This is a genomic window from Mycobacterium sp. GA-1841 (genome assembly GCF_001954135.1).
Classification (GTDB): domain Bacteria; phylum Actinomycetota; class Actinomycetes; order Mycobacteriales; family Mycobacteriaceae; genus Mycobacterium.
Window position 1 is genome coordinate 19,782 of record NZ_MBEQ01000024.1, and the last position, 23,167, is coordinate 42,948.

The window sequence follows — 23,167 nt, forward strand, 5'->3', positions numbered from 1 at the left end:
CTCACGCCACCTGTCCCCGGACCACCGGCAGGCCGGGATCACTGGCCGCATCCAACGGCGATGGATCTGCCCCGGCGGCGATCAGGTGTGCGGCAAAGGAGGCGATCATCGCGCCGTTGTCGGTGCACAGCCGCGGCCGCGGCACCCGCAACGTCAGACCCGTTGCCGCACAACGCTCTTCGGCAAGTTCGCGCAGCCGGGAGTTGGCCGCCACCCCACCGGCGATCAGCAGGGTGGACACCCCGAGATCGGAGGCGGCACGCACGGCCTTGGCGGTCAGCACGTCGGCGACGGCTTCTTGGAAACCGGCCGCCACATCCGCCTGCGACGCCTCGGGATGGGCCTCTACATACCGCGCCACCGCGGTCTTCAGTCCCGAGAAGCTGAACACGTACGGGTCATCCCGCGGGCCGGTCATCCCGCGCGGAAAGACGATGGCGTCACGGTCACCGGTGCGGGCCAGCTCGTCGAGCACCCGTCCGCCGGGATAGCCGAGTCCGAGCAGCCGGGCCACCTTGTCGTAGGCCTCGCCGGCGGCGTCGTCGACGGTGCTGCCCAACTCGATGATCGGCTCGCCCAGTGACCGGACGTGCAGCAGATGGGTGTGCCCACCGGAGACGAGCAGACCCACACTCTCGGGCAGCGGCCCATGGTCGTAGACATCGGCGGCCAGATGCCCGCCCAGGTGGTTGACGCCGTAGAAGGGCACGTTCCAGCCGGCCGCATACGCCTTGGCGGCGGCCACTCCGACCAGCAGCGCCCCGGCCAGCCCGGGGCCGATGGTGGCGGCCACGACGTCGGGCCGCTCGACACCGGCGGCGGTCAGGGCGCGGCGCATCGTCGGGCCGAGTGCTTCCAGGTGTGCGCGCGAGGCGATCTCGGGCACGACGCCGCCGTAGCGCGCGTGTTCGTCCACGCTGGAGGCGACTTCGTCGGCGAGAAGCGTTATCGTTCCGTCGTCGGCGAGCTCGGCAATGCCGACTCCGGTTTCGTCACAAGAACTTTCGATGGCCAAAATGATCACGTCAGGCCCCCTTGGGGAAGGCGTTGCATGGTGTAGGCGTCAGCTCCGCTGACCCGGTAATACCGCTTACGTAGACCGATGTTGACGAATCCGGCGCTCTCGTACAGCCCGATGGCAGCCTCGTTGTCGGTGCGGACTTCCAGGAAAACCGTCCCACCGGAAGCGAACTCGAGCATGTCGTCGAGTAACCGGCGTCCGATGCCCTGCCCCTGGTAATCGGGGTCGACGCCGATGGTGTGGATTTCGTACTCATACGGACGCATGCGGCCCAGCCGGGCGATGCCGGCGTAGCCGACCAACAGTCCGTCGCTGCGGGCCGCGGTGTAGCGGTTGTGTTTTGCGGCCAGCTCGGCCAGGAAGGCCCGGGCCGGCCAGGGATCGTCGCCGGGGAACAGCTGGGCCTCCAGCTCGGCACACCGCACGGCGTCGGCGTTGGTCATGGCGTCCAGATCGATCATTTCCGCACTGCCGCAGAAGGTTTGGCGTCTGGACGACGCAGATACAGCGGCACCAGCGGCTGCGGGTCAGCCCAATCGGTGACGGCACGGACCAGGCCCGCCGGGGTCGGGTAGACGATCTCCAGGCGGGGCAGCGTGAACAGCGCGGCATGATCGGGCGAACCCGCGACTGCAGCCACCGAGCCGTCCAGCGCAACATCGGCGGGGGCGTTGACGGCCGGACCGTCCACCCGGATGCCGTCGCGGTAGCGCGCCCAGTACACCTCGCGGCGACGCGCGTCGGTGACCACCAGCACCTCGCCGTCGGTGTGAACACCGATGGCGTCCAGGCTGCACACCCCATGCACCGGGACGCCCAGGGCGTGGGCGAAGGCCGCCGCGCTGGCCATTCCGACCCGAAGCCCGGTGAACGGCCCCGGCCCGCACCCGACAACCACAGCGTCGAGATCGGAGACGGTGATCCCGGCGTCGGCCACCGCGGCGAGCACGTTGGGGGTGAGCTGCTCGGCGTGGGCGCGCGCGTCCACGGTGACCCGCTCGGCCAGCGTGTGCACGGAGCCGTCCGCGGCGCGACGGACCACACCGGCACTGACCGCCGGGGTCGCGGTGTCGATGGTCAACACGTTCATGGGGTGCTCCACTGCCAGATCACCGTGCGGGTCTCGGTCTCGGTGTTCCGTTCGATGCGAATGTCCAGATGATGGTCGGAGAGGCGTTCAGCCAGCCCCTCCCCCCATTCGACGACCACCACGGCGTCGTCGAGGTCGGTGTCGAGGTCGAGGGCATCGAGTTCTCCCAACAGGTCCACGCCGGGATGGTCGAGCAGCCGGTACATGTCCACGTGCACCATCGCCGGACGGCCGGGCCGGCGGGCGCGGTGCACCCGGGCCAGCACGAACGTCGGTGAAACCACCGGACCGTCGACATCCATGGCCGCCGCGATGCCCTTGGCCATCACGGTCTTGCCGGCGCCCAGCGGGCCGGACAACACCACGACGTCGCCGGCCGTCAACCCGGCACCCAGCGTGGCGCCCAGCGCGATCATGTCCTCCGCGGTGGCCGGCTGGGCCGTCCCGGCGCTGCGCTCAGCCACGGAACCGGACCCGATCGCGCACCCGTCGGCCGAGGCTGACCAGTTTGGACGGCGTGGCCCGCTCCACGAGACGGACCAGTGCGTCGTCGATCACCACGGGCTCCTCCAGCTGGACCAGATGACCCGCTCCCCCGACGATCACCAGTTCGGCGCGGGGTAGCTGTGCGGCCATGGCCTTTGAGTATTCCATTGGGGTGAGCAGGTCACGATCACCGCAGGCGATCAGTGTCGGCACCTTGGCCAGCACTGACACTGCCGCGGCCTCGTCGTGAACCTCGAGGGCGTGCAGGAATTCGACCAGGGTGGTGATCGAGGTGCCGTGCATCATCCGTTGCGAGAACTCGACCACACTCGGGCTGACGGCCTCATCCCCGTAGGAGGCCGCGCGCAGGATCGGCCCGATCACCGAGCGGGCCGCACCGCGGGTGTGATGCACGGCGCCGGGCGCGTATCGGGCCAGAAACCGCACCGCCTCCAGCGCCGGGTTACGCAGGATCTCACCCAGCGGCGAGCGGGCCACCCCTTCGGCCGCCGAGGAGATCACCGCGGCACCGACGATCTGTTTCGGATAGCGGTGGCTGAACTGCCGGGCATGCGAAAGCACCGTCATGCCGCCCATCGAATGACCGACGAGCACCGCCGGACCGCGCGGAACCGTCACGGCCAGAACCGCTTCCAGATCCCGACCCAGTTGTTCCACGGTGTAGGTCTCCGGCGGTGCGGCCCCGGACTGTCCGTGGCCCCGCTGGTCGTAGAACACCATCCGCACCTGCGAGCCCCACTGTTCGGCCAGCCGCGTGCGCTGAAAGTAGAAAGCGCCCATGCGTAGACAGAAGCCGTGGGCGAACACCACCGTGAGGGGCGCGTCGTTCGGGCCGACTTCCCGCACCGCCAGCGGCACGCCGTCCTCGGTGGTCACCACCGAACTGCGGTCGGCGTCGAGACGTTCGAAATCCTCACCCCAATAGGGATCTTCACCCGTGCTGCGCCGCGTCAGCGACCGTGCCACCGACCTGCCGGCCACCGTTCCGACAGCCGTCATCCCGGCCACGCCGGCCAGCCAGGGGGCATTGCGACTCAACGCTCGTGACCTGCCTGCAGATACGTGCGGGAGATGCGGCCGCGCGGGCTGGTCACCACCTCGTAGTTGATGGTGCCGAGCAGCTCGGCCCAGTCCTGGGCGGTCTGCTCGCCTTGCGTACCGGGACCGAACAGGATCGCGTCGTCACCCGCGCGGGCGTCGGCGGCGTCGGGACCGAGGTCGACGACGAACTGGTCCATGCAGATCCGGCCGACGGCGGGCCGACGCCGTCCCCTGATCAGGACCTCGATCCGCCCGCCCAGCGAGCGGAATATGCCATCGGCGTATCCGACCGGCAGCAGCGCCAACGTGGTGTCCTGTGGCGCGATCCAGCGGTGTCCGTAGGACACCCCGTCGCCGGCGCGGACCGAACGGACCAGCGCGACAGGACATTTCAGGGTCATCGCCGGACGGAGCCCCATATCGCCGAGCTCGGGGATCGGGCTCAGGCCGTAGACCGCGATTCCGGGCCGCACCATGTCGAAGGCCAGATCCGGCCGGGTCATCACGGCCGGCGAGTTGGCCAGATGAGCGATCTCGAACACCACACCGGTCGCGGCGGCCTGCTCCCGCATCGCGGTGAGGCGCTGGGCTTGCAGCGCATTGAACGGATTGTCGGGTTCGTCGCCGTGGGCCAGGTGACTCATGATCCCGCGGGCCCGGATCGCGCCGTCGGACTGGGCCCGTGCCAGGGCGGCGATCATCGCGGGGAAATCAGCTGGACTGACCCCGTTGCGGCTCAGCCCGGTGTCGACCTTCACCGTGACCGTCGCCGCGCGCCCGGTCTGACGGACAGCGCTGACCACGTCGTCGACCTGCCCCACCGAGGACACCCCGATCTGCACGTCGGCCGCCAGCGCCGGCGCGAAGTCGGTGCCCGGCGGGTGCAGCCAGCACAGCACCGGCGCGGTGATCCCGCCGGCGCGCAACGCCAGCGCCTCGGCGATCGTCACCACCCCGAGCTCGGCAGCACCGGCGGCCAGCGCGGCGCGGCCCACTTCTACGGCGCCATGCCCGTAACCGTCGGCCTTGACGACCGCCATCACCTGGGCATCGCCGGCATGGTCGCGCAGCAGACGCACGTTGTGGTCGATCGCAGCGAGATCCACCATCGCCTGCGGCGATGGGTGCTCGGTCAGTGCTGTCGTGAGTTCGGTCGTCTGCATGTCATGTCACCGTCGACCATTGTCCCAGACGACGACTGCCTCCAGAGCGCGGCGACGGTGAGTTCGGTCATCCCTTCCTCGGGCGGACCGCCGTTGCGGAACCGCTAGCGCAGCGGCGGCACGTTACCCCATGGCCCGTAGGGGCCGTTGCTGCCGATGCCCATACCGGGGGTGGTGCTCGGTGGGACCGAGTACACCTCGGCGTTGCCCGGTGTCTGACACACCACCGAGCCGCCACCATGTGAGCAGTCGGCGGCCGGCGCGGCGAAAGCGCTTGGTGCAGCGATTATTCCTGCGGCGGTACCTATTGCGGCAACAGCGCCGGTCAGCACCGCCGCAAGTGAAACCGGTTTGGATGTCCTATTCACTTGGCCCACGCTCCTTCAGTTGTCCTGTACTTCCACGGTTGCCGCGCGCCGACGAAATATCATTGGTGCTAGCCCCCCATTGCTTGAGGGGTAGCCGGGTTACCGGCGAAGCCAAACGTCGTGCAGCGGGTATCACTACGCCGACCGCCGACGATGACGCGGTCGGTGTGGAGACAAGCGATGGCAGACGACAGCGGCCCCGAAGTCGCGATCCGTGTCATCGTGGCCGCTGACGACGTGCTGTCGCGCGAAGGCCTGGCAGGTTTGCTCGACCACTGGGGCTTCGATGTGGTGGGACGGGCCGACGGTGCACTCCGACTGCCGGAGTTGGTGCGCGCGAATGAGCCTGATCTCGTCCTGATCCACATCCCGGATCCGTCCGATCACCCGGCGGAATACGAGGTCGCGCGCTCGATCCGCACCGAGTTTCCGAATACGGGCGTGCTGGTGCTGTGTGCGCGCGTCGAGGTGCGGCATGCGATCGACGCGCTGGCCGGCGGCGGCGGGATCAGCTACCTGCTCACCAGTCGGATCACCGACATCGCCGATTTCGTCGACATTCTCAAGCGGATCGCCCGCGGCGCCTGCATCGTCGGGCCCGCGGTGGCCCAGGCCCTGGCATCGGCCCGCGAAGACCAGGATCCGCTCGACGCACTCAGCGCGCGTGAGCACGACGTGCTCAGAATGATGGCCGAGGGCCGCTCGAACGACGGCATCGCCCGCCGGTTATATCTGGCCGAGGGCACCATCGAGAAACACGTCCACAACATCTTCACCAAACTCGGCATCACCGAGACCAGAGACGATCACCGTCGGGTGCAGGCGGTCATCGCGTTTCTTCGCGGTGGCTGATTGGGATCGGTGGTTGATCCGAGATCGGCGCGTGATTGCGCGAACGTCAGTGCGCGAACGGCTGCTGATCGTCGAACTGTCCGCGCGGTTTGAGCTCGTCGAGCTGCTTGAGCACCGTGATGGTGTCGTCTTTGAGGGCCCGGGCCAGATCCGCCGAGAAGCCCTCGCGCACCACCACCCGCAACACCACGATGTCGGTGGCGTCGTCGGGCATGCTGTACGCCGGCACCTGCCAGCCGTAGGCACGCAGCCCCTGGGACACGTCGAACTCGGTGTAACCGGGATTGCCCTTGAGCCGGAAGCTGACCACCGGGATGGCCGACCCGTCGGAGATCAGCTCGAAGTGCTCACTGTCGCGCAGTTCGTCACCGAGCCAGCGCGCGGTCTGTGACAGGGACTTCATCACCTTGGTGTACCCGGCGCGGCCCAGCCGCAGGAAGTTGTAGTACTGGCCCACCACCTGGTTGCCGGGCCGGGAGAAGTTCAGGGTGAACGTCGGCATGTCACCACCCAGGTAGTTCACCCGGAACACCAGGTCCTCGGGCAGATGCTCCTGGCTGCGCCACACCACGAAACCGATACCGGGGTACGTCAGCCCGTACTTGTGTCCGCTGACGTTGATCGACACCACGCGCGGAAGCCGGAAGTCCCACTCCAGATCGGGATGGATGAACGGGACGACGAATCCACCGCTGGCGGCGTCGACGTGCACGGGCACGTCCAAATTCTTTTCCTGAGCCAGCTGATCGAGCGCCGCGCAGATCTCGGCGATCGGTTCCAACTCACCGGTGTAGGTGGTGCCGAGGATCGCCACCACACCGATAGTGTCCTCGTCGACCGCGGCGAGAACCTGCTCCGGGGTGATGACGTACCGGCCCTCTTCCATCGGCAGGTAGCGGGGCTCGACGTCGAAGTAGCGGCAGAACTTCTCCCACACCACCTGGACGTTGGAGCCCATCACCAGGTTCGGGGTGCGCCCCTTCCAGTCTTTCCCTACTTTTTCGCGCCAGCGCCACTTGAGCGCCAACCCGCCCAACATCACCGCCTCGCTCGAGCCGATCGTGGACACTCCGGTCGCACTGCTCGGGTCGTCGTCGCGCAGATCCTCGGCATGGAACAGGTCGGCGACCATGTTCACGCAGCGCGACTCGATCGAGGCGGTGACCGGGTATTCGTCCTTGTCGATCATGTTCTTGTCGAACGTCTCGGCCATCAGCTTTTCGGCCTGCGGTTCCATCCAGGTGGTGACGAACGTCGCCAGGTTCAACCGCGAGCTGCCGTCGAGCATCAACTCGTCATGGATGAACCGGTAGGCCGCATCGGGGTCCATGGCATCGTTGGGCAGGCGCAGTGACGGCACCGGCGCCATCGCCAACCTGCCGGTGTAGGCCGGCGCGATGTGCGGGCTGCGATGGTGCTTGTGCGGCATGGATTTGTCCTTTTCGTTAGAGCTTCGTTTTCGTTAGAGCTTCGTTTTCATGAGGGCTTGATCAGAGCGAGGCGATTGCGGCACGGACATGGGACAGGATGCGCGACGCCGACGTCGGCGCCGGGCTGGGCCCGGGATCGGCAGCCGACAGGTTGGCGGCGCGGGCATGGACGAACGCTGCTGCGGCCGCGGCTTCTCCGGCGGGCAGACCGGCGGCGAGCAGGGCGCCGATGATGCCCGACAGCACGTCACCGGAACCTGCTGTGGCAGCCCAGGACTGGCCGGCCCGGTTGAGGTAGGTCATGCCCGCCGAACCGGGCTCGGCGATGACGGTCACGTTTCCCTTGAGCAGGACCGTGGCACCCAGACGCCCGGCGAGGTCGCGCGTCGCGCCGACGCGATCGCTGCCGGGCGGATCACCGGCGAGCCGTTCGAATTCGCCGGCGTGCGGGGTCAGCACGGTCGGCGCACTGCGGTCGGTGAGCATGCCGGGGTCCTTGGCCAGGATGGTGAGCCCGTCGGCGTCCACGATCACCGGAAGGTCGGACTCCAGCGCGGAACGCAGGGCGGCCTTCGCCGTCTCGTCGGTGCCCAGCCCGGGTCCGACGGCCCAGGCCTGCACCCGGCCCGTCTCTCCGACGGTGGGTGCGGCGATCACCTCGGGCCAATGCGAAAGCACCTGCGGCGCAGCGCTTCCCGCATATCGGACCATGCCGGAGGTGGCGGCCACCGCGGCACCGACGCTCAGCACCGCCGCGCCGGGATAGGTCGCCGAGCCCGACACCACGCCGGTGACGCCCTGGCTGTATTTGTCGTCGTGCGGACCGGGGATCGGCCAGCGGGCCCGGACATCGGCTGCCTCGAACGCGGCCAGGTCGGTGGGCGCCAAGTCCAGACCGATGTCGACGAGTTCGACACGGCCACACTCTCCCAGGGCGTGCACCGGTTTGAGGCCGCCGAAGGTGACCGTCAACGCGGCATGCACATGCGGACCGTCGTCGGCGCCCGTCTGCACGTCGAGACCGCTGGGCAGGTCGACGGCAACTACGGGCGCGGTGGTGGCGGCGAATACCGCAGCGGCGGCGGGCCGTAACGGGCCGCGCCCGGAGATGCCGACCACCCCGTCGATCACCAGATCGGTTCCGGCGGCGATCTCGGTGACCACCCGTCCCCCGGCGCGCCGGAACGCACCCAGCGCGTCGACATGAGTGCGGTCCGGATTGAGCAGCACCGCATCGGTGGCGGCGCCCCGCCGACGCAGGAACGTCGCGGCCCAGAGCGCGTCCCCGCCGTTGTCACCCGAACCCACCACGGCACAGATCCGGCGGCCGGCGACACCGCTGGTGCGCATCTTCAACTCGGCACCGATCGCGGTGGCCAACCCGTACGCGGCGCGGCGCATCAACCCACCTTCGGGCAACGACGCCAACAGAGGCGCCTCGGCGGCACGGATCGCATCGGCCGAGTAGTAGTACCGCATCAGCTCCCGCCCGCTCGAGGTGTTGTCGACTTTGCCGCGCGCCAACAGGTTACGTGTGTTCGCTCGGGACAGTCAGCGAAAGTGACGTCATGGCTGCTACCGCCGACGGGGCAGCGACCGCTGCGTCACTTTCGCGCGTCCCTCATGCCCGATATGAGCAGGTTCAAACCGAAGTCGAATCGCGCGTCGAAGTCCAGCAAGTGCTCGACCGGGCTGGATGCGAGGTGTGGGTACTCCCCCGCCCGCACCACGCCTTCGAGCGTCTCGGTTTCGCCCCCGGCAGCTCCCTGCTGCTCCAAAACTTCACCGAGGACGTAGCAGAACAGTGAGCTGGCAGCCCACAAGGCGCGTTCGTGGGTGAGACCGCCGGCCTGGATACGGCCGACGAGCGTGTCGACGAAGGTCAGGTTCGCCCGCTTGGCGGCGTAGTTACCGCCGACGATTCGGGCTCCGTCACGCTGTGCCAGCAGGGCCGAGCGCAATGCCGCGGCAAGGTTTTTGACGCCATCGATCCACTCCTGGACGCTCTGGACGCCGGCGTGGGAGTTCTCGAGCGCCTTCGCCAGAATCGTCTCGGCCATCTCGTCGATGAGGGCATCCTTGCCGTCGACCAGTCGGTAGATCGTCGGCAGGTGCGCCTGCAGCCGGTCGGCCAGCCGGCGCATGGTCAGCGATTCCAGGCCCCCCTCGTTCACCAGGGCCAGCGCCTCGTCGACCACGCGGCCGACGGACAGCTTCGCCAGCGTCACGCGATCACGTCCGGTCGAGGCGGTTGACACGTTAACAACGTTATCAGTACGCTCTGACCTGCAATTAACATTGTTAATTGGGAAGGGCGTGACGTGAGAAACGAAGTGACAGCCGACGGGATCGGTGTCGCCGTACGACAGCTGCGATGGGAAGCCGAGGGCGTGGTGTCGGTGCTCCTACAGCCGTGCTCCGATGAGCTGCTGCCGGCGTGGGAGCCTGGTGCCCACATCGACCTGGTTCTGCCGACCGGAATCCAGCGCCAATACTCGTTGTGCGGTCCGGTCGGTGAGCGGTCGTACTACCGCATCGGGGTTCGGCGAGAACGCACCAGCCGGGGCGGTTCCGAGTATGTGCACGCATTTCTGCGACCCGGACAACAGCTCAGGGTCGCCGGTGTGCGAAACACCTTCCGGCTGCAGCGGGCCGACTCATATGTATTCGTGGCCGGCGGCATCGGGATCACCGCAATTCTTCCGATGATCCGCCAGGCCGAATCGTGGGGTCTGGATTGGAAACTGCTCTACGGTGGGCACACCGCTGCGTCGATGCCTTTCTTGGACGACGTTCGGAAATTCGGACCGCGGGTGAGCTTCTACCCCTCTGACGCCGGCGGGCGCATCCCTCTCGGTGAGTACTTCGCCGACGTTCAGCCCGGTGTGAAGATCTATGCGTGCGGCCCGGCCGCCCTGCTTTCGGCGTTGCAGGATTCGGTCGCCCACTGGCCGGCCGACAGTCTGCACCTTGAGCGCTTCAAGCCCCGCGAACGAGCCCGGTCGACCGGAGACAAACCGGTCGAGGTGGTGTGTGCGGCATCGGGCGCGACCGTCAATGTCGAAGCGGGCCAGAGCATTCTGGCCGCCCTCGACGGCGCCGGGATCAACGTTCCGTCGTCGTGCCGATCGGGTGTCTGCGGATCCTGCGAGACCGCCGTCGTCGACGGGGAGCCGGACCATCGCGACGACATCCTCTCCGCGTCCGAGCGCGCCGCCAACGACCGCATGTACATCTGTGTGTCCCGGGCAAAGACTCCCCGGCTCGTTCTCGACGTGTAAAGGATCCGGCGATGAAATCGACAGCGACCGCAGCGGACTCGTACTCCCCCATCTCGATGGAGCGCATCAGGGAGGTGGTCGGGTTTCCCGAGCGGTTCATCGCCGAGAAGAAGGAACCGAAACTCGGCGAATTCGCCGCCCGGTTCATCGCGCACAGTCCCTTCTTCTGCATGGCCACCGTCGGCGCAGACGGTCAGCTGGACACCAGCCCCCGAGGCGATCCACCGGGTTCGGTGCGAATCCTCGATCCGTGGACGCTCGCCATCCCGGACCGGCCGGGCAACAAGCTCGCCGACACCCACGAAAACATCACCAAGCACCCGGCGGTGGGCCTGGTCTTCTTCGTGCCCGGCATCCGCGAGGTGATCCGGGTCAACGGGGACGCATTCGTCACCGACGATCCCGAACTGCTCGAAATGCTCAGCGCCGATGGCAAACCAGCGATGTTGGCCACCATCGTGCGCATTCGCGAGGTGTTCGGTCAGTGCGGCAAGGCCGTGATCCGGGCCAAGCTGTGGGAGGGCGACTCTCGCGGTTTGGCCGAGGCCGTGACCCTGGGCGGTGACTTCTACACCCTCACGATCACCGAGAGCGCGGCGAAGATGGCCGAGAAACTGGGTGACCTGGCCGGTTCACTGCACGCTGTGATCGATGACCACTACGAGAACGAGCTGTATTGACCCATTCATCACCGGCCCGACGTGGCTTGTGGGCGGGTTTCTCCGGAAACTCGCACACAAGCCGACATTCGAGAGCCAGTCTCTATTCGACGGTGACGGACTTCGCCAGGTTGCGTGGCTTGTCGACGTCGTAGCCACGGGCCCGGGCCACCCCGGCAGCGAACACCTGCAACGGGATTGTCGACAGCAGCGGCTGGAAAAGCGTTGACACCGCCGGGATCTCGATCAGGTGATCGGCGTAGGGCCGCACCGTGTCGTCGCCCTCCTCGGCGATGACGATGGTGACCGCGCCGCGGGCCTGGATCTCCCGGATGTTGCTCAACAGCTTGGCGTGCAGCATCGCGGCGTTCTTCGGCGAGGGCATCACCACGATGACCGGTAGGTCGTCGTCGATCAGGGCGATCGGACCATGCTTGAGCTCGCCGGCGGCAAAACCTTCGGCGTGCATGTAAGCCAGCTCTTTGAGTTTGAGCGCACCTTCCAGCGCGACCGGATAGCCGACGTGACGGCCCAGGAACAGCACCGTCGGTGACTTGGCGAACCGCTGCGCCAACTGGAACACCGGCTCGATCCCGGCCAGCACTCGGCTGACCATGTCGGGCATGGCCTCCAGCTCGCGGTACTCGCGCTCGACCTCGTCGGGGTACTTGGTCCCGCGGGCCTGGGCCAGCGCCAGCCCGACCAGATAGTTCGCCGCGATCTGGGCCAGGAACGTCTTGGTGGCCGCGACCCCGATCTCCGGCCCGGCCCGGGTGTAGAGCACCGCGTCGGCCTCGCGCGGGATCTGGCTGCCGTTGGTGTTGCAGATCGCCAGCACCTTGGCCTTCTGCGTCTTGGCGTGCCGGACGGCCTCCAGGGTGTCGGCGGTCTCGCCGGACTGCGAGATGGCGATCACCAGCGTGCTGCGGTCCAGCACCGGATCCCGGTACCGGAATTCACTGGCGAGTTCGACCTCGACGGGCAGCCGGGTCCAGTGCTCGATGGCGTACTTGGCCAGCAGACCGGAGTGGTACGCGGTGCCGCAGGCGACGATGAAGACCTTGTCGATCTCGCGGAGTTCCTGATCGGACAGGCGCTGCTCGTCGAGGACGATGCCGCTGTCGACGAAATGCCCCAGCAGCGTGTCGGCGACCGCGGCCGGCTGCTCGGCGATCTCCTTGAGCATGAAGTAGTCGTAGCCACCTTTTTCGGCGGCATCGAGATCCCAGTCGATGTGGAATTCGCGGTAGTCGCGGCCGGCCTGCAGATCGTCGTTGCCGAAGAAGTCGGTGATCCGGTAGCCGTCGGCGGTCAGCACCACGGCCTGATCCTGACCGAGCTCCACGGCCTGGCGGGTGTGCTCGATGAAGGCCGCCACATCGGAGCCGACGAACATCTCCCCGTCGCCGATCCCGACCACCAGCGGCGTGGACCGGCGGGCGGCCACGATCGTGCCCGGATCGTCGGCGTTGGCGAACACCAGGGTGAAGTGGCCTTCCAGACGCTGCAGGACGGCCAGCACCGAGGCCGGGAAATCTCCGGCCGTCGCGCCCTGGCGGTACTGCCGCGATACGAGGTGCACGGCCACCTCGGAATCGGTGTCGCTGGCGAACTCGACGCCTTCGGCTTCGAGCTCGGAGCGCAGGACGGCGAAATTCTCGATGATCCCGTTGTGGACGACGGCGACCTGACCTGCGGCATCCCGGTGCGGGTGGGCATTGCGGTCGGTGGGGCGGCCATGGGTGGCCCATCGGGTGTGGCCGAGGCCGGTGGTGCCGGTCAGCACCCCGTCATCGGTCTCGTCGAGGGCGGTTTCCAGGTTGGCCAACCGGCCGGCGCGCCGTCGCACCGTCATCCCGCCGTGGCCGTCGAGCAGCGCGATTCCCGAGGAGTCGTAACCCCGGTACTCCATCCGCCGCAGCGCGTCGACCACGATGCCGCGCGCCGGGCGCGTCCCGACGTAGCCGACGATTCCACACATAGGGTCCCAGGGTAGTGCAGGGGGCCGTCCCGACCCGATTCTGCGCGACGACGGTTGACGTAAATCACCCTGCCCACTGCGCTACGGTCAACCCGTGGCCAGCACAAAGAAGCTCTTCGGACGGTTGACCCGGCGCGGACCGCACAAGGTCCTGCGCGGCGACCTGGCTTTCGCCGGTATGCCCGGCGTGGTGTACACGCCCGAGACCGGTTTGAACCTGCCCGGGGTGGTGTTGGGCCACGACTGGATGGCACAGGCCGGCAACTATGCGCGCACGCTGGAACACCTTGCCTCGTGGGGAATCGTGGCCGCCGCCCCCGACACCGAGAAGGGGTTGGCGCCCTCGGTGCTCAATTTCGCCTTCGACCTGGGCGCCGCCCTGGAGATCATCACCGGGGTCCGGCTGGGCCCGGGCAAGATCAGCGTGCACCCGGGTAAGCGGGGTGTGGTGGGCCACGGCTTCGGTGGGTCCGCGGCGGTGTTCGCCGCCGCCGGCATGGCCGGTGACCAGCACCGTCCGAAGGCCGTCGTGTCGTTGTTCCCGACGGTCACCACGCCGCGGGCCGAGGAACCGGCGTCGACGCTGCAGGTGCCCGGCCTGGTGCTGACGGCGCCCGGAGACCCGATGACGCTGCGCTCGAACGCCGTGGAGCTGGCGCAGGCCTGGACGGGTGCGACGCTGCGCACGGTCAGCAAGGCCAAGGCCGGCGGGCTGGTCGAGGGTCGCCGGTTGGCTCGCTTCTTCGGCCTGCCCGGCGCCGACAAGGACACTCAAAAGATCGTTCGCGGGCTCCTCACCGGGTATCTGCTGGCGACGTTGGCCGGCGACAAGACCTATCGCGACTTCGCCGATCCCGACGCGGTGCTCCCCCACACCGAACCGGCCGATCCGAACGCCGATCCGGTGGCCCTTGAAGACAAGGTCGTCGCGCTGCTCAAGCCGTAGGCTGCCAGGCTTCCAACGTGCCCAGGTGGTCCCCACGGGATTGTCGACCGCCGGTTTTCGTACCCGTCGAGCCGAAAATTCGAGAAACTTGTCAGCCGACGGGTCGCGGGACGCCCAGGATGTAATCACCGGTCTGCGGGTGGTGATACCAGCCACCGGCGGCGCTGGTCCCACCGTCGACGTGAATGGTCTGCCCGGTCACGTATGCGCCCAGATCGGTCGCCAGAAAGACTGCGGCGCCGCCCATCTCGTCGACATGCCCGGCTCGGCCGAGGGGGATGTTGTGCACGGCGTTGCCCACCGATTCCGGCGTACCGATGCGTTCCAACCCCTCGGTGAGGGTGAAGTCAGGTGCCAGGCAGTTGACCCGGATCCGGTGCGGGGCCAATTCCAGGGCGACTGTCTGGGTGAAGTTGATGACCCCTGCCTTGGCCGCAGCATAAGCCGCGTAACCGGGTGCGGCCCGGGTGCCCTCGATGGAGGTGATGTTGATGATGCTGCCCGCCTCACCGTGCTGCACCAGAGTCCGCGCGACCCGTTGCGTACACAGCAGGACCTGGGTGAGGTTGGCGCGGATCAGGGCATCCCAGCCGTTGACCGAGGTCTCCAAAAACGGGGATTTGAAGGTACCGCCGGCGTTGTTCACCAGGACGCTGGGAATGCCGAGCTCCTCGATGGTTCTGGACAATGCCACGTCGACCTGTTCGGGATCGCGGACGTCGGTGGCACAGGCCAGCCCGCCGATCGAGGCGGCGACCGCTTCGGCGGTCTGTGCATCCTTCTCCCAAATCGCCACCCGCGCACCGTATTCGGTAAAGGTTTCGGCGATCCCCCGGCCGATACCCGAACCGGCGCCGGTGACGACGGCGACCCGACCATCCAGCGCTGCCGCATGCTTGGACAAAGCCACTGAAATACCTCCCGAGCATCGATCTCCAGCTTCAGGCTATTTGCGTCAATCCCAGCGCTGGCTGTCCACCGCGACACCGTAGAGATCGTGCGGTTGCGTCATCGCCCCAGCGTCGCCGGCAGACATGACCCTCCTCGGTGTGACCGTCGTCATTTAAGTAAGACGTTTGACTTATGTCAAGGTGCGCTGTTCACTGGCCCCATGCCGACGTCCGCGCGCAGCCCACGCTCTGCCCGCGCGGACGGCACCCGAGAAGCACTGCTGACCGCTGCGGAACGGCTGTTCGCCGAATACGGTGTGGAAGCGGTGACGCATCGCCAGATCGTCGAAGCCGCCGGCCAGGGCAACAACGCTGCGGTGGGCTATCACTTCGGCGCCAAAAAGGATCTGGTGCGCGCCATCGAAGAACTTCATGCTCGCGACATCGAGCAACGTCGCAGTGCCCTTATCGCCGACACCGGTGATTCCACAGAACTGCGCGACTGGGTGACCTGCCTGGTGCAACCGGCCGCCGATTACCTGGCATCACTTCCCGGGCCTACCTGGTATGCCCGGTTCGCCGCCCAGGTGATGACCGACCCCTCCTACCAAAGAGTGGTCACCAAGAACGCGATGGAATCGGCGTCCATGCGCCACGTCGTCGAACGCATCGACCACGCCGTGCCCGATTTGCCGAAACACGTTCGTGCCGAACGGGTCATCATGATGCGAACGATGCTGGTGTACACCTGCGCGGCGATAGAACGTCACTTCGCCGAAGGCACAAAGGGGCCGCGGGCAGACTGGCACGACGCCGCAAGCGGCCTCATCGACGGCATTGTCGGCCTGTGGCAGGCCCCGGTCACCGATCGGCAACGTCGCAAGATTCGTCGGACATGACGCGGACCCGTGTCCCGGCTCGTGAACATCCCCTGGGCGGCGAGGAGGCCATTGCCTGACATGACACGTATCGAACCCCTTGCACCGAAGGACTTCCCACCCGAGATGCGCGACGCGCTGGCGGCGCTGCGACCTCCGAATCCGCGACATCAACCGATGCCGACCACCGACCGGCCCAAAGCGCTCAACGTGCTGGGCGCCATGGCCCATCACCCGGCACTGGCACAGGCGTATTTCACCTTCAACGGGCATCTGTTGTCGGGCACCACCTTGTCCGAACGACATCGCGAACTGCTGGTGATGCGAGTGGCGGCACTCCGCAAATGCGGATACGAGTGGGCACAGCACCTGTTCGTCGCCCGCGACGCCGGGCTGACCGATGAGGAGATCGGCCGCATCGCCTACGGCCCTGAGGCTCCGTTTTGGGACAAGCTCGAAGCCGGAATGCTCTGGGCAGTAGATGAACTCGTCCACGATGGGTCGATCAGCGACCAGACCTGGCAGACGCTGACGTCCGAACTCGATACCAAGCAAGTGCTCGACCTGATCTTCACCGTCTCCGGATACGACGCCCTGGCGCGCATGCTGAACTCGTTGCAGCTGCCCCTCGACCGCGACATCGACGAGCTGATGCAGCGTTACGACGAGTTGTTCTAGATAGTGTCGACCGGCGCTGTGCGAACGCCTGCCGGCACAGCGGGCCGGCCACACCGTAGTAACTGCAGTGGCACCCATTGGGGACCCGAAACTGCATCTCGACATCTGGAGTACGTTGCGTGGTCCGCCGTCGGCCCACGCTCCCAACCAACTGGTGGGTTGCTACACTCCTGCGATGCGCACTGGCATCTTTCTCAGTTATGCGGGCGGCTTCAAGGAGGCGGCCGATCAGGTCGTCGAACTGGAGAAGGTCGGCATCGACATCGCCCTGGTGGCCGAGGCGTACTCCTACGACGCGGTCAGCCAGTTGGGTTACCTGGCCGCCAAGACCTCGACCATGGAACTCGGCACCGGCGTGGTGCCGATCTATACCCGCACGCCGTCACTGATGGCCATGACCGCAGCCGGGCTGGACTATGTGTCCGACGGCCGGTTCCAGTTGGGTCTCGGAACGTCCGGCCCGCAGGTGATGGAGGGTTTCCACGGCGTGCCGTTCGACGCGCCGCTGGGCCGCACCCGCGAAGTCGTCGACATCTGCCGACAGGTGTGGCGGCGTGAGAACGTCGACTACCAGGGCAAGTACTATCAACTCCCGCTTCCGGCCGACCGTGGGACCGGACTCGGGAAGTCTCTGCATCTGATCAATCACCCGGTGCGGGAACGGATTCCGATCACCATCGCGGCACTCGGACCGAAGAATGTCGAGCTCACCGCCGAGATCGCCGAGGGCTGGCAACCGATTTTCTACCTACCGGAAAAAGCCGACGACGTGTGGGGCGACGCGCTGCGGGCCGGGACTGCCAAACGCGACGCGGCACTCGGACCGCTGGACGTCATGGTCAGCGCCAGCCTGGCCATCGGCGACGACGTGGAAGACCGACTGGCCTGGGCGAAACCTCAACTGGCGCTGTACATCGGCGGCATGGGTGCCCGCGGCCAGAACTTCTACCACAAGCTGGCCACCCGATACGGCTACGGCGAGGTCGCCGACCAGATCCAGGATCTCTTCCTGGCCGGCAAGAAGGCCGAGGCCATCGCGGCCGTGCCCGACGACCTGGTCCGCAACGTATCCCTGGTCGGGCCAAAGGGATTCGTCAAGGAGCGACTGGCCGCCTACGCCGAGGCCGGGGTCACCACGATGCTGGTACACCCACTGGCCACCGATTCCGCCGAGACCGTGAAGTTCTGCGAGGAACTGGTGTCACTCACCCGCTGACCGGATCCTCAGCCGCCGACCTGCGGCAGCTCGTCGGCGGCAATCGAACAGGGCGTCTCGCCCTCCGACCCGGCCACTGGCATGGTCGCCGGCTCCGTCGGTGGATCGAGCGGTGGCGCCACAGCCGTTGCCGTCGGCAGTGGTTCTGGTGGTGTCTCAGGCGGGGCGACGGTGTCCGCCGTACCGGCGTCGTCCTGCCCCGGGTCGGCGGCGCTGTCGAGGGCGCCGTCGAGGGCAGCGGCCGCCTCGTCGCCGACATCGGGATCCTCGTCGGGGTCTTCGTCGCTGGTTTCGTCGTCCGCCAGATCTTCGTCGTCGGGCAGATCTTCGTCGTCGGGCAGATCGTCGTCGCCCGCCAGATCTTCGTCGTCGGGCACGTCCTCGGGCTCGTCAGCGAGCACGTCCTCTGGGTCGAACGGGTCGACGCTGTCACCGGCCACGCTGCCGGCATCCGATCCAATCAACCCGCCGAACATGTCGGCCAGGCGCTGTCCCAGATCCGCCAGGGGGCTTCCGGCCCCGAGACTTCCTGCACCGGGAAGTCCCGAGCCCCAACCGCCGGTTCCGGATCCGGTGGGCGCAATCGGGGCCGTCGGGTCGGCCGCCGCCGCCGGATCGAGCGCTGTCGGCGCCGCCGGGGCCGGAACGGGTGCAGCTGCGGGTACCACTGATGGTCCGGCGCCGGCAGGTGCGGCGGCCGGAATCGACGGCCCACCGAAGGGTGCATCTGGCGTATCCTGCGAAAAATGCTGTGGTGCAGGCGAATACCTCGGGTACTCGACAGAATCGAGCCGGGCGCCGATACCCGGTCGGGGACCCAGCTGCCCCGGCACCGCGAACACCGGCATCGGCGCGGAGCGGAGAGCCGCGAGCGCATCCTCATAGGCATCGGCCACCGCGGCGGTTCCGGTGCGCATGGCGCTCAACCAATCCCCACCGACGTGCTCGGCGACAAACGGCTTGACCTGTTGGTCGACCAGCTCGGCGGCCGTGTCGCGCTCCCCGACCCCGCTGCGCACCGTCCGCGCCGCGGCCAACCAGGCCTCGCGCTGCGACGCACAGCGCTGCTCGATCTCGATCGCAGCCGAGACCTTGTCGTCAACCGCCTGCCACAACCGCTCACCGAGTCTCTCGAGCACCTCTGCCGCCGCCCGCACCGCCCCGGCCAGCTGCTCGGACACCTTGGCGTGGCCGGTCAGAAAGGTGCGCGAGGCCTCTGCCCCGCCGCCCTGCCAGGCGGCCGCCAACGCGTCGGCCTGGCCCCGCTGCAGCTGCAATGCCTGTTCAGCGACCGCTGCCGCCGCCACGAGCGCGGCTCGGTCGGCCTCGAGCGCATCCAGGTCCAGCCCATCCTCGGCCCAATACCGGTCGTACATCGCGGTGGGCGTGGCAGTCAGATCGGGATGTTGATAACCGAGCAGATGTGCCGCCCAGACGTATTCGGCCAGCGTGTCCACCGCGGGCAGCCCGTGCGCCAAACCCGTTGCCACGTCACGACTTCCGGACATCACTCAGCCCACCCGGCCGGCGGCCAGCTCATCGGTGCTCACATAGCGGTCAGCGCAGAGCCGAAGCACCGCGGCGATCTCGCCGGCCGCTCGCGCCCACTGCTCCACGGCGTCGGCCAGGTCGTCGATACTGGACCGGACGGCTTCACCGTGGCCGACATGCTCCCGGCCGGCGGTGGCCCCGCCGAATACCGGCCGACTGAGCCGGACACGGGCGCCGCCCTGCAGCAGATCGCCGATCGCGTCGTATTGTTGCGCCGCGGCAAGCACGGCCGCGACATCGATACGGGCCGGGTCAAGTTGTCCCATGCCGGTTTAGACGCAGCCGGCCGGCGTCTGGTTCCCTCAGGCCGACTGGCCGCTGACCGAATCGGCCACCCGCACGGCCAACATCCGAGCCGTGTTCTCGTCGGCCGCCTCGACCATCACCCGAACCACCTGCTCGGTGCCCGACGGCCGCAACAGGATTCGGCCGGTATCGCCGAGTTCGGCCTCCGCCTCGGCCACCGCCGACTGCACGGACGGGGCCGTCGCCACCGCCGTCTTGTCCTCGACCGCGACATTGATCAGCACCTGCGGCAGGGTGCGCATCGGCTCGGCGAGTGCAGCCAACGAGGTGCGGGTGTGAGCCATCCGCGACATCAGCCGCAGGCCCGTGACGATGCCGTCACCGGTCGTGCCCAGACCCGGCAACACGATGTGACCGGACTGTTCGCCACCGAGCGAGTACTCACCGGCCCGCAGTTCCTCCAGGACGTAACGGTCCCCGACGCCGGTGGTGCGGACCTCGATCCCGGCCGCCCGCATGGCCAGATGTAATCCCAGGTTGCTCATCACGGTGGCCACCAGCGTGTTCGAGGCCAGCTCACCGGCCTCCTGCATCGCCAGCGCCAGCACCACCATGATCGCGTCCCCGTCGATCACCTGACCCGTGGCGTCCACGGCCAGGCAGCGGTCGGCATCGCCGTCGTGCGCGAGCCCCAGATCGGCGCCGTGCTCGATGACGGCGGCCCGCAATGTCTCCATGTGGGTGGACCCGCAGCCGTCGTTGATGTTGAGGCCGTTCGGTTCGGCGTTGATCGCGATGACGTTCGCCCCGGCAGCCCGGTACGCCCGCGGAGCGGCCGCCCATGCCGCTCCGTGCGCGCAGTCGACCACGACGGTCAGCCCGTCGAGCCGCGTGGTCACAGCCTTGCCTGCGTGGCGCAGATAGCGGTCCAGCGCATCTTCGGCGTCCAGGACCCGGCCGATACCGCCGCCCGTCGGGCGCTGCCCAGGGCCGGCATGCACGAGTTCCTCGATGCGGTCCTCGGCGGCGTCATCGAGCTTGTGCCCGCCCGGACCAAAGATCTTGATGCCGTTGTCGGGCATCGGGTTGTGCGACGCGGAGATCATCACCCCGAAGTCGGCGTCGTAAGCACTGGTCAGGTAGGCAACCGCGGGGGTCGGCAGCACGCCGACTCGCAGGGCGTCGACACCCTCGCTGGTGATGCCGGCGATCACGGCGGCTTCCAGCATCTCACCGCTGGCCCGCGGATCGCGTCCCACGACGGCCACCCGGCGGCGAGGCCCGGCGGAGCCGGCGAGTCGTCGCGCTGCCGCCGAACCGAGTGCAACTGCCAGTTCTGCAGTCAGATCACGATTGGCGACCCCGCGCACCCCATCGGTGCCGAACAGTCGAGCCATGCTCTCAAACTTCTCATAATTGGCCGCCAGAAACACAACCGGCGAGGTCAGCGACCATGTCGGCGCGCAATCGATATCGCCTCGTGATCCCCGACGCAGATCACCGCCCGCACCTGGATCAGATGCGGGCGGTGAGCGTGGCGAGCCGATCAGCCGATCGGCGCGTCAGTGTCCTCGCTCGGGGCGGAACCCGGCGCCGGCGTCGACGTGGGCGACGTCGTGGTGGTCGGCGCGGTATCGCTCTCGTGGGGACCCGTGCCCTCGGTGTAGCTCGACGGCGTCGTACCGGCCTCGCCGGGGGCGGGTGCGGCCTCGTTCTGGCGGAAGCTCACGGCCCCGATCGTGTTGTCGCAGACGCTCTGCTCGGTGCCACTGGCATCGACCTTCTGCGCGGCCGATGTCACCGTGCCGGCATCGGTGTCGCACACCTTGGCCGCCAATGCCGCGGCCGAGGAGACGTCGACGTCCTGAAGCACACCCGCCGAACCGACGGAGACGTCGACCTTGCCGTCCTGGGTGTCGGCGCCGGCCAGCCCCACACCGGCCGAGAAGAACAGCGCCCCTCCCATAGCGGCCCCTACCGTCACTCGCTTGAGGGTGTCGTTCTTCATCGAAAGCATGCAGTGCTCCTCTCAGTCGGGAAGCGGTTCGGTCTGTTCCGAGCGCACACCAGCGCCCCCGCTTCACCTCCACGGGTTGCACGTTTTCCGAAGAACTCAAACCAAATTTTAATGATCGACGTCGGGACGCGGCCACATTGGAGTTCGCTGTGCAAGTTGTCGACACTGGTGATGTCGCCGGATACCCATTGCTGAGCCGGAGCGCAAAAAGTCAGAAAAAAACCGCCGGGCATGGGGACAACCCCATGCCCGGCGGCCAAGACTCGAACAGATCAGCGCTTGCTGTACTGAGGCGCCTTGCGGGCCTTCTTGAGGCCGTACTTCTTGCGCTCGATGGCACGCGGGTCACGCGTCAGGAAGCCGGCACGCTTGAGCGCAGGCCGGTCCTCCGGCTGCACCAGGATCAGCGCACGGGCGATCGCCAGGCGCAGGGCGCCGGCCTGACCCGAGGGGCCACCACCATCGAGGTGGGCGTAGATGTCGAACTGCTCCAGGCGGTCGACGGTCACCAGCGGGGCCTTGATCAGCTGCTGGTGCACCTTGTTGGGGAAGTAGTTCTCCAAGGTGCGGCCGTCCAGGTTGAACTGGCCGGTGCCGGGCACCAGGCGCACCCGCACCACGGCCTCCTTGCGGCGGCCGACGGTCTGGATGGGACGGTCGATGATGACCGGCTCGCGGTGCTCCTGCTCCACCTCGACGCTCTCGGTCACGGTCTCGACGCCGTCGGTGTTCTCGCTGCCGTTCTCAATCGTTTCGGTCACTGGGCCACCTGCTTGATCTCGTACGGAACCGGCTGCTGCGCGGCGTGCGGATGATCCGGACCGGCGTAGACCTTGAGCTTCTTCTGGATCTGCCGACCGAGCTTGGTGTGCGGCAGCATGCCGATGATCGCGTTCTCGACGACGCGGGTCGGGTGCTTCTGCAACAGCTCGCCGATGGTCCGCTTGCGCAGACCGCCCGGGTAACCCGAGTGGCTGTAAGCGAACTTGTTGGTCAGCTTGTTACCACTGACGGAAATCTTGTCGGCGTTGATGACGATGACGAAGTCGCCACCGTCGACATTCGGCGTGAATGTCGGCTTGTGCTTGCCGCGCAGCAGATTGGCAGCTGCCGCGGCGAGCCGGCCGAGCACCACGTCTTCGGCGTCGATGACATACCACTGACGCGTGGTGTCACCCGCCTTCGGCGTGTACGTAGGCACAGCGCTTACCTCTTCTTCTCGGGTTGAGTCCCGGAATGTCCCGGGTGCCGGTCAGGCAGGCGCTCTACGATGTCCCGGCGACCGACGTTGACCCGGGGACCGCGCCCAACAGAGCAGCGCACACCAACGGAGCAGCTTACCGGCGGGTGTC

The 23,167-nt window shown here is 67.5% G+C and carries 25 protein-coding genes; 7 read left to right on the plus strand and 18 right to left on the minus strand.

Annotation, left to right across the window (positions count from 1 at the left end; all coding sequences use genetic code 11):
• Position 1: 1 nt before the first annotated feature.
• The 7 genes from tsaD to A5740_RS28215 all read right to left on the minus strand — a co-directional run bounded on the left by tsaD (position 2) and on the right by A5740_RS28215 (position 5,190).
• Positions 2-1,024 carry a tRNA (adenosine(37)-N6)-threonylcarbamoyltransferase complex transferase subunit TsaD gene (gene tsaD / locus A5740_RS06355; RefSeq protein ID WP_076192423.1) on the minus strand — a complete coding sequence of 341 codons (1,023 nt, stop codon included), beginning with the start codon at positions 1,022-1,024 and terminating at the stop codon, positions 2-4.
• Positions 1,021-1,482, minus strand: coding sequence for a ribosomal protein S18-alanine N-acetyltransferase (gene rimI / locus A5740_RS06360; RefSeq protein WP_076192424.1), 462 nt, complete (start codon positions 1,480-1,482; stop codon positions 1,021-1,023). Before rimI ends, tsaD begins: the two co-directional genes overlap by 4 nt.
• On the minus strand, positions 1,479-2,111 hold the full coding sequence (gene tsaB, locus A5740_RS06365; RefSeq protein WP_076192426.1) for a tRNA (adenosine(37)-N6)-threonylcarbamoyltransferase complex dimerization subunit type 1 TsaB: 633 nt from the start codon (positions 2,109-2,111) through the stop codon (positions 1,479-1,481). The genes rimI and tsaB overlap by 4 nt, the downstream gene beginning before the upstream one ends.
• Positions 2,108-2,575 (minus strand): tRNA (adenosine(37)-N6)-threonylcarbamoyltransferase complex ATPase subunit type 1 TsaE, encoded by a 468-nt coding sequence (gene tsaE / locus A5740_RS06370; protein WP_076192427.1) that lies wholly within the window; start codon positions 2,573-2,575, stop codon positions 2,108-2,110. The genes tsaB and tsaE overlap by 4 nt, the downstream gene beginning before the upstream one ends.
• A complete protein-coding gene (locus A5740_RS06375; RefSeq protein ID WP_076192429.1) occupies positions 2,568-3,617 on the minus strand; it encodes an alpha/beta fold hydrolase in 1,050 nt (349 codons plus the stop codon). Before A5740_RS06375 ends, tsaE begins: the two co-directional genes overlap by 8 nt.
• A 35-nt stretch (positions 3,618-3,652) precedes the next feature.
• Positions 3,653-4,822: an alanine racemase gene (gene alr / locus A5740_RS06380; RefSeq protein WP_076192430.1), complete on the minus strand. Its 1,170-nt coding sequence runs from the start codon at positions 4,820-4,822 to the stop codon at positions 3,653-3,655.
• A gap of 104 nt (positions 4,823-4,926) precedes the next feature.
• Positions 4,927-5,190, minus strand: coding sequence for a hypothetical protein (locus tag A5740_RS28215; RefSeq protein ID WP_139334973.1), 264 nt, complete (start codon positions 5,188-5,190; stop codon positions 4,927-4,929).
• A gap of 180 nt (positions 5,191-5,370) precedes the next feature.
• On the opposite strand from A5740_RS28215, the gene A5740_RS06385 reads away from it, so the two are divergent.
• A complete protein-coding gene (locus A5740_RS06385; protein WP_076192432.1) occupies positions 5,371-6,042 on the plus strand; it encodes a response regulator transcription factor in 672 nt (223 codons plus the stop codon).
• Between the two features lie 46 nt (positions 6,043-6,088).
• Here the strand turns inward: A5740_RS06385 and A5740_RS06390 are convergent, their stop codons facing one another.
• The 3 genes from A5740_RS06390 to A5740_RS06400 all read right to left on the minus strand — a co-directional run bounded on the left by A5740_RS06390 (position 6,089) and on the right by A5740_RS06400 (position 9,730).
• Positions 6,089-7,471 carry a glutamate decarboxylase gene (locus tag A5740_RS06390; protein WP_076192433.1) on the minus strand — a complete coding sequence of 461 codons (1,383 nt, stop codon included), beginning with the start codon at positions 7,469-7,471 and terminating at the stop codon, positions 6,089-6,091.
• A gap of 61 nt (positions 7,472-7,532) precedes the next feature.
• Positions 7,533-8,951, minus strand: a complete 1,419-nt coding sequence (locus A5740_RS06395; protein WP_076192860.1) for an NAD(P)H-hydrate dehydratase — start codon at positions 8,949-8,951, stop codon at positions 7,533-7,535.
• Between the two features lie 125 nt (positions 8,952-9,076).
• Positions 9,077-9,730, minus strand: coding sequence for a TetR/AcrR family transcriptional regulator C-terminal domain-containing protein (locus tag A5740_RS06400; RefSeq protein WP_254849094.1), 654 nt, complete (start codon positions 9,728-9,730; stop codon positions 9,077-9,079).
• Between the two features lie 63 nt (positions 9,731-9,793).
• Between A5740_RS06400 and A5740_RS06405 the strand changes: the two genes are divergently transcribed.
• Both A5740_RS06405 and A5740_RS06410 read left to right on the plus strand, forming a co-directional pair.
• Entirely contained in the window at positions 9,794-10,753 is a 960-nt protein-coding gene (locus tag A5740_RS06405; protein ID WP_076192435.1) for a PDR/VanB family oxidoreductase, read from the plus strand.
• 11 nt (positions 10,754-10,764) lie between these two features.
• The gene (locus A5740_RS06410) at positions 10,765-11,433 is read left to right on the plus strand and encodes an MSMEG_1061 family FMN-dependent PPOX-type flavoprotein (protein WP_076192437.1); all 669 of its coding nucleotides are present in this window, start codon (positions 10,765-10,767) and stop codon (positions 11,431-11,433) included.
• A gap of 82 nt (positions 11,434-11,515) precedes the next feature.
• Here A5740_RS06410 and glmS read toward each other — a convergent pair whose 3' ends face one another.
• Complete coding sequence (gene glmS / locus A5740_RS06415) at positions 11,516-13,393, minus strand: glutamine--fructose-6-phosphate transaminase (isomerizing) (RefSeq protein WP_076192438.1); 1,878 nt, start codon at positions 13,391-13,393, stop codon at positions 11,516-11,518.
• A 94-nt stretch (positions 13,394-13,487) separates the two neighbouring features.
• Here glmS and A5740_RS06420 point away from each other — a divergent pair, with 94 nt between their 5' ends.
• Positions 13,488-14,339, plus strand: a complete 852-nt coding sequence (locus tag A5740_RS06420) for a dienelactone hydrolase family protein (RefSeq protein ID WP_083653947.1) — start codon at positions 13,488-13,490, stop codon at positions 14,337-14,339.
• A 91-nt stretch (positions 14,340-14,430) separates the two neighbouring features.
• Here the strand turns inward: A5740_RS06420 and A5740_RS06425 are convergent, their stop codons facing one another.
• Positions 14,431-15,249 (minus strand): SDR family NAD(P)-dependent oxidoreductase, encoded by an 819-nt coding sequence (locus tag A5740_RS06425; RefSeq protein WP_076192441.1) that lies wholly within the window; start codon positions 15,247-15,249, stop codon positions 14,431-14,433.
• 201 nt (positions 15,250-15,450) lie between these two features.
• Here A5740_RS06425 and A5740_RS06430 point away from each other — a divergent pair, with 201 nt between their 5' ends.
• The 3 genes from A5740_RS06430 (at position 15,451) to A5740_RS06440 (ending at position 18,001) form a co-directional block, all read left to right on the plus strand.
• Positions 15,451-16,128, plus strand: a complete 678-nt coding sequence (locus tag A5740_RS06430) for a TetR/AcrR family transcriptional regulator (protein ID WP_076192443.1) — start codon at positions 15,451-15,453, stop codon at positions 16,126-16,128.
• Positions 16,129-16,188: 60 nt separating this feature from the next.
• A complete protein-coding gene (locus tag A5740_RS06435; protein WP_076192445.1) occupies positions 16,189-16,785 on the plus strand; it encodes a carboxymuconolactone decarboxylase family protein in 597 nt (198 codons plus the stop codon).
• Between the two features lie 175 nt (positions 16,786-16,960).
• Positions 16,961-18,001, plus strand: a complete 1,041-nt coding sequence (locus A5740_RS06440) for an LLM class F420-dependent oxidoreductase (protein ID WP_076192446.1) — start codon at positions 16,961-16,963, stop codon at positions 17,999-18,001.
• Positions 18,002-18,009: 8 nt separating this feature from the next.
• Here the strand turns inward: A5740_RS06440 and A5740_RS06445 are convergent, their stop codons facing one another.
• The 6 genes from A5740_RS06445 to rplM all read right to left on the minus strand — a co-directional run bounded on the left by A5740_RS06445 (position 18,010) and on the right by rplM (position 23,016).
• Positions 18,010-19,491: a hypothetical protein gene (locus A5740_RS06445; protein ID WP_139334974.1), complete on the minus strand. Its 1,482-nt coding sequence runs from the start codon at positions 19,489-19,491 to the stop codon at positions 18,010-18,012.
• 21 nt (positions 19,492-19,512) lie between these two features.
• Positions 19,513-19,818 carry a type VII secretion target gene (locus A5740_RS06450; RefSeq protein ID WP_076192448.1) on the minus strand — a complete coding sequence of 102 codons (306 nt, stop codon included), beginning with the start codon at positions 19,816-19,818 and terminating at the stop codon, positions 19,513-19,515.
• A 36-nt stretch (positions 19,819-19,854) separates the two neighbouring features.
• Positions 19,855-21,195 (minus strand): phosphoglucosamine mutase, encoded by a 1,341-nt coding sequence (gene glmM / locus A5740_RS06455; protein WP_076192864.1) that lies wholly within the window; start codon positions 21,193-21,195, stop codon positions 19,855-19,857.
• Positions 21,196-21,344: 149 nt separating this feature from the next.
• Positions 21,345-21,815 carry a hypothetical protein gene (locus A5740_RS06460; protein ID WP_175616181.1) on the minus strand — a complete coding sequence of 157 codons (471 nt, stop codon included), beginning with the start codon at positions 21,813-21,815 and terminating at the stop codon, positions 21,345-21,347.
• A gap of 272 nt (positions 21,816-22,087) precedes the next feature.
• Positions 22,088-22,525 carry a 30S ribosomal protein S9 gene (gene rpsI, locus A5740_RS06465; RefSeq protein WP_090515926.1) on the minus strand — a complete coding sequence of 146 codons (438 nt, stop codon included), beginning with the start codon at positions 22,523-22,525 and terminating at the stop codon, positions 22,088-22,090.
• 47 nt (positions 22,526-22,572) lie between these two features.
• A complete protein-coding gene (gene rplM / locus A5740_RS06470) occupies positions 22,573-23,016 on the minus strand; it encodes a 50S ribosomal protein L13 (protein ID WP_076192452.1) in 444 nt (147 codons plus the stop codon).
• Between the last annotated feature and the right edge of the window lie 151 nt (positions 23,017-23,167).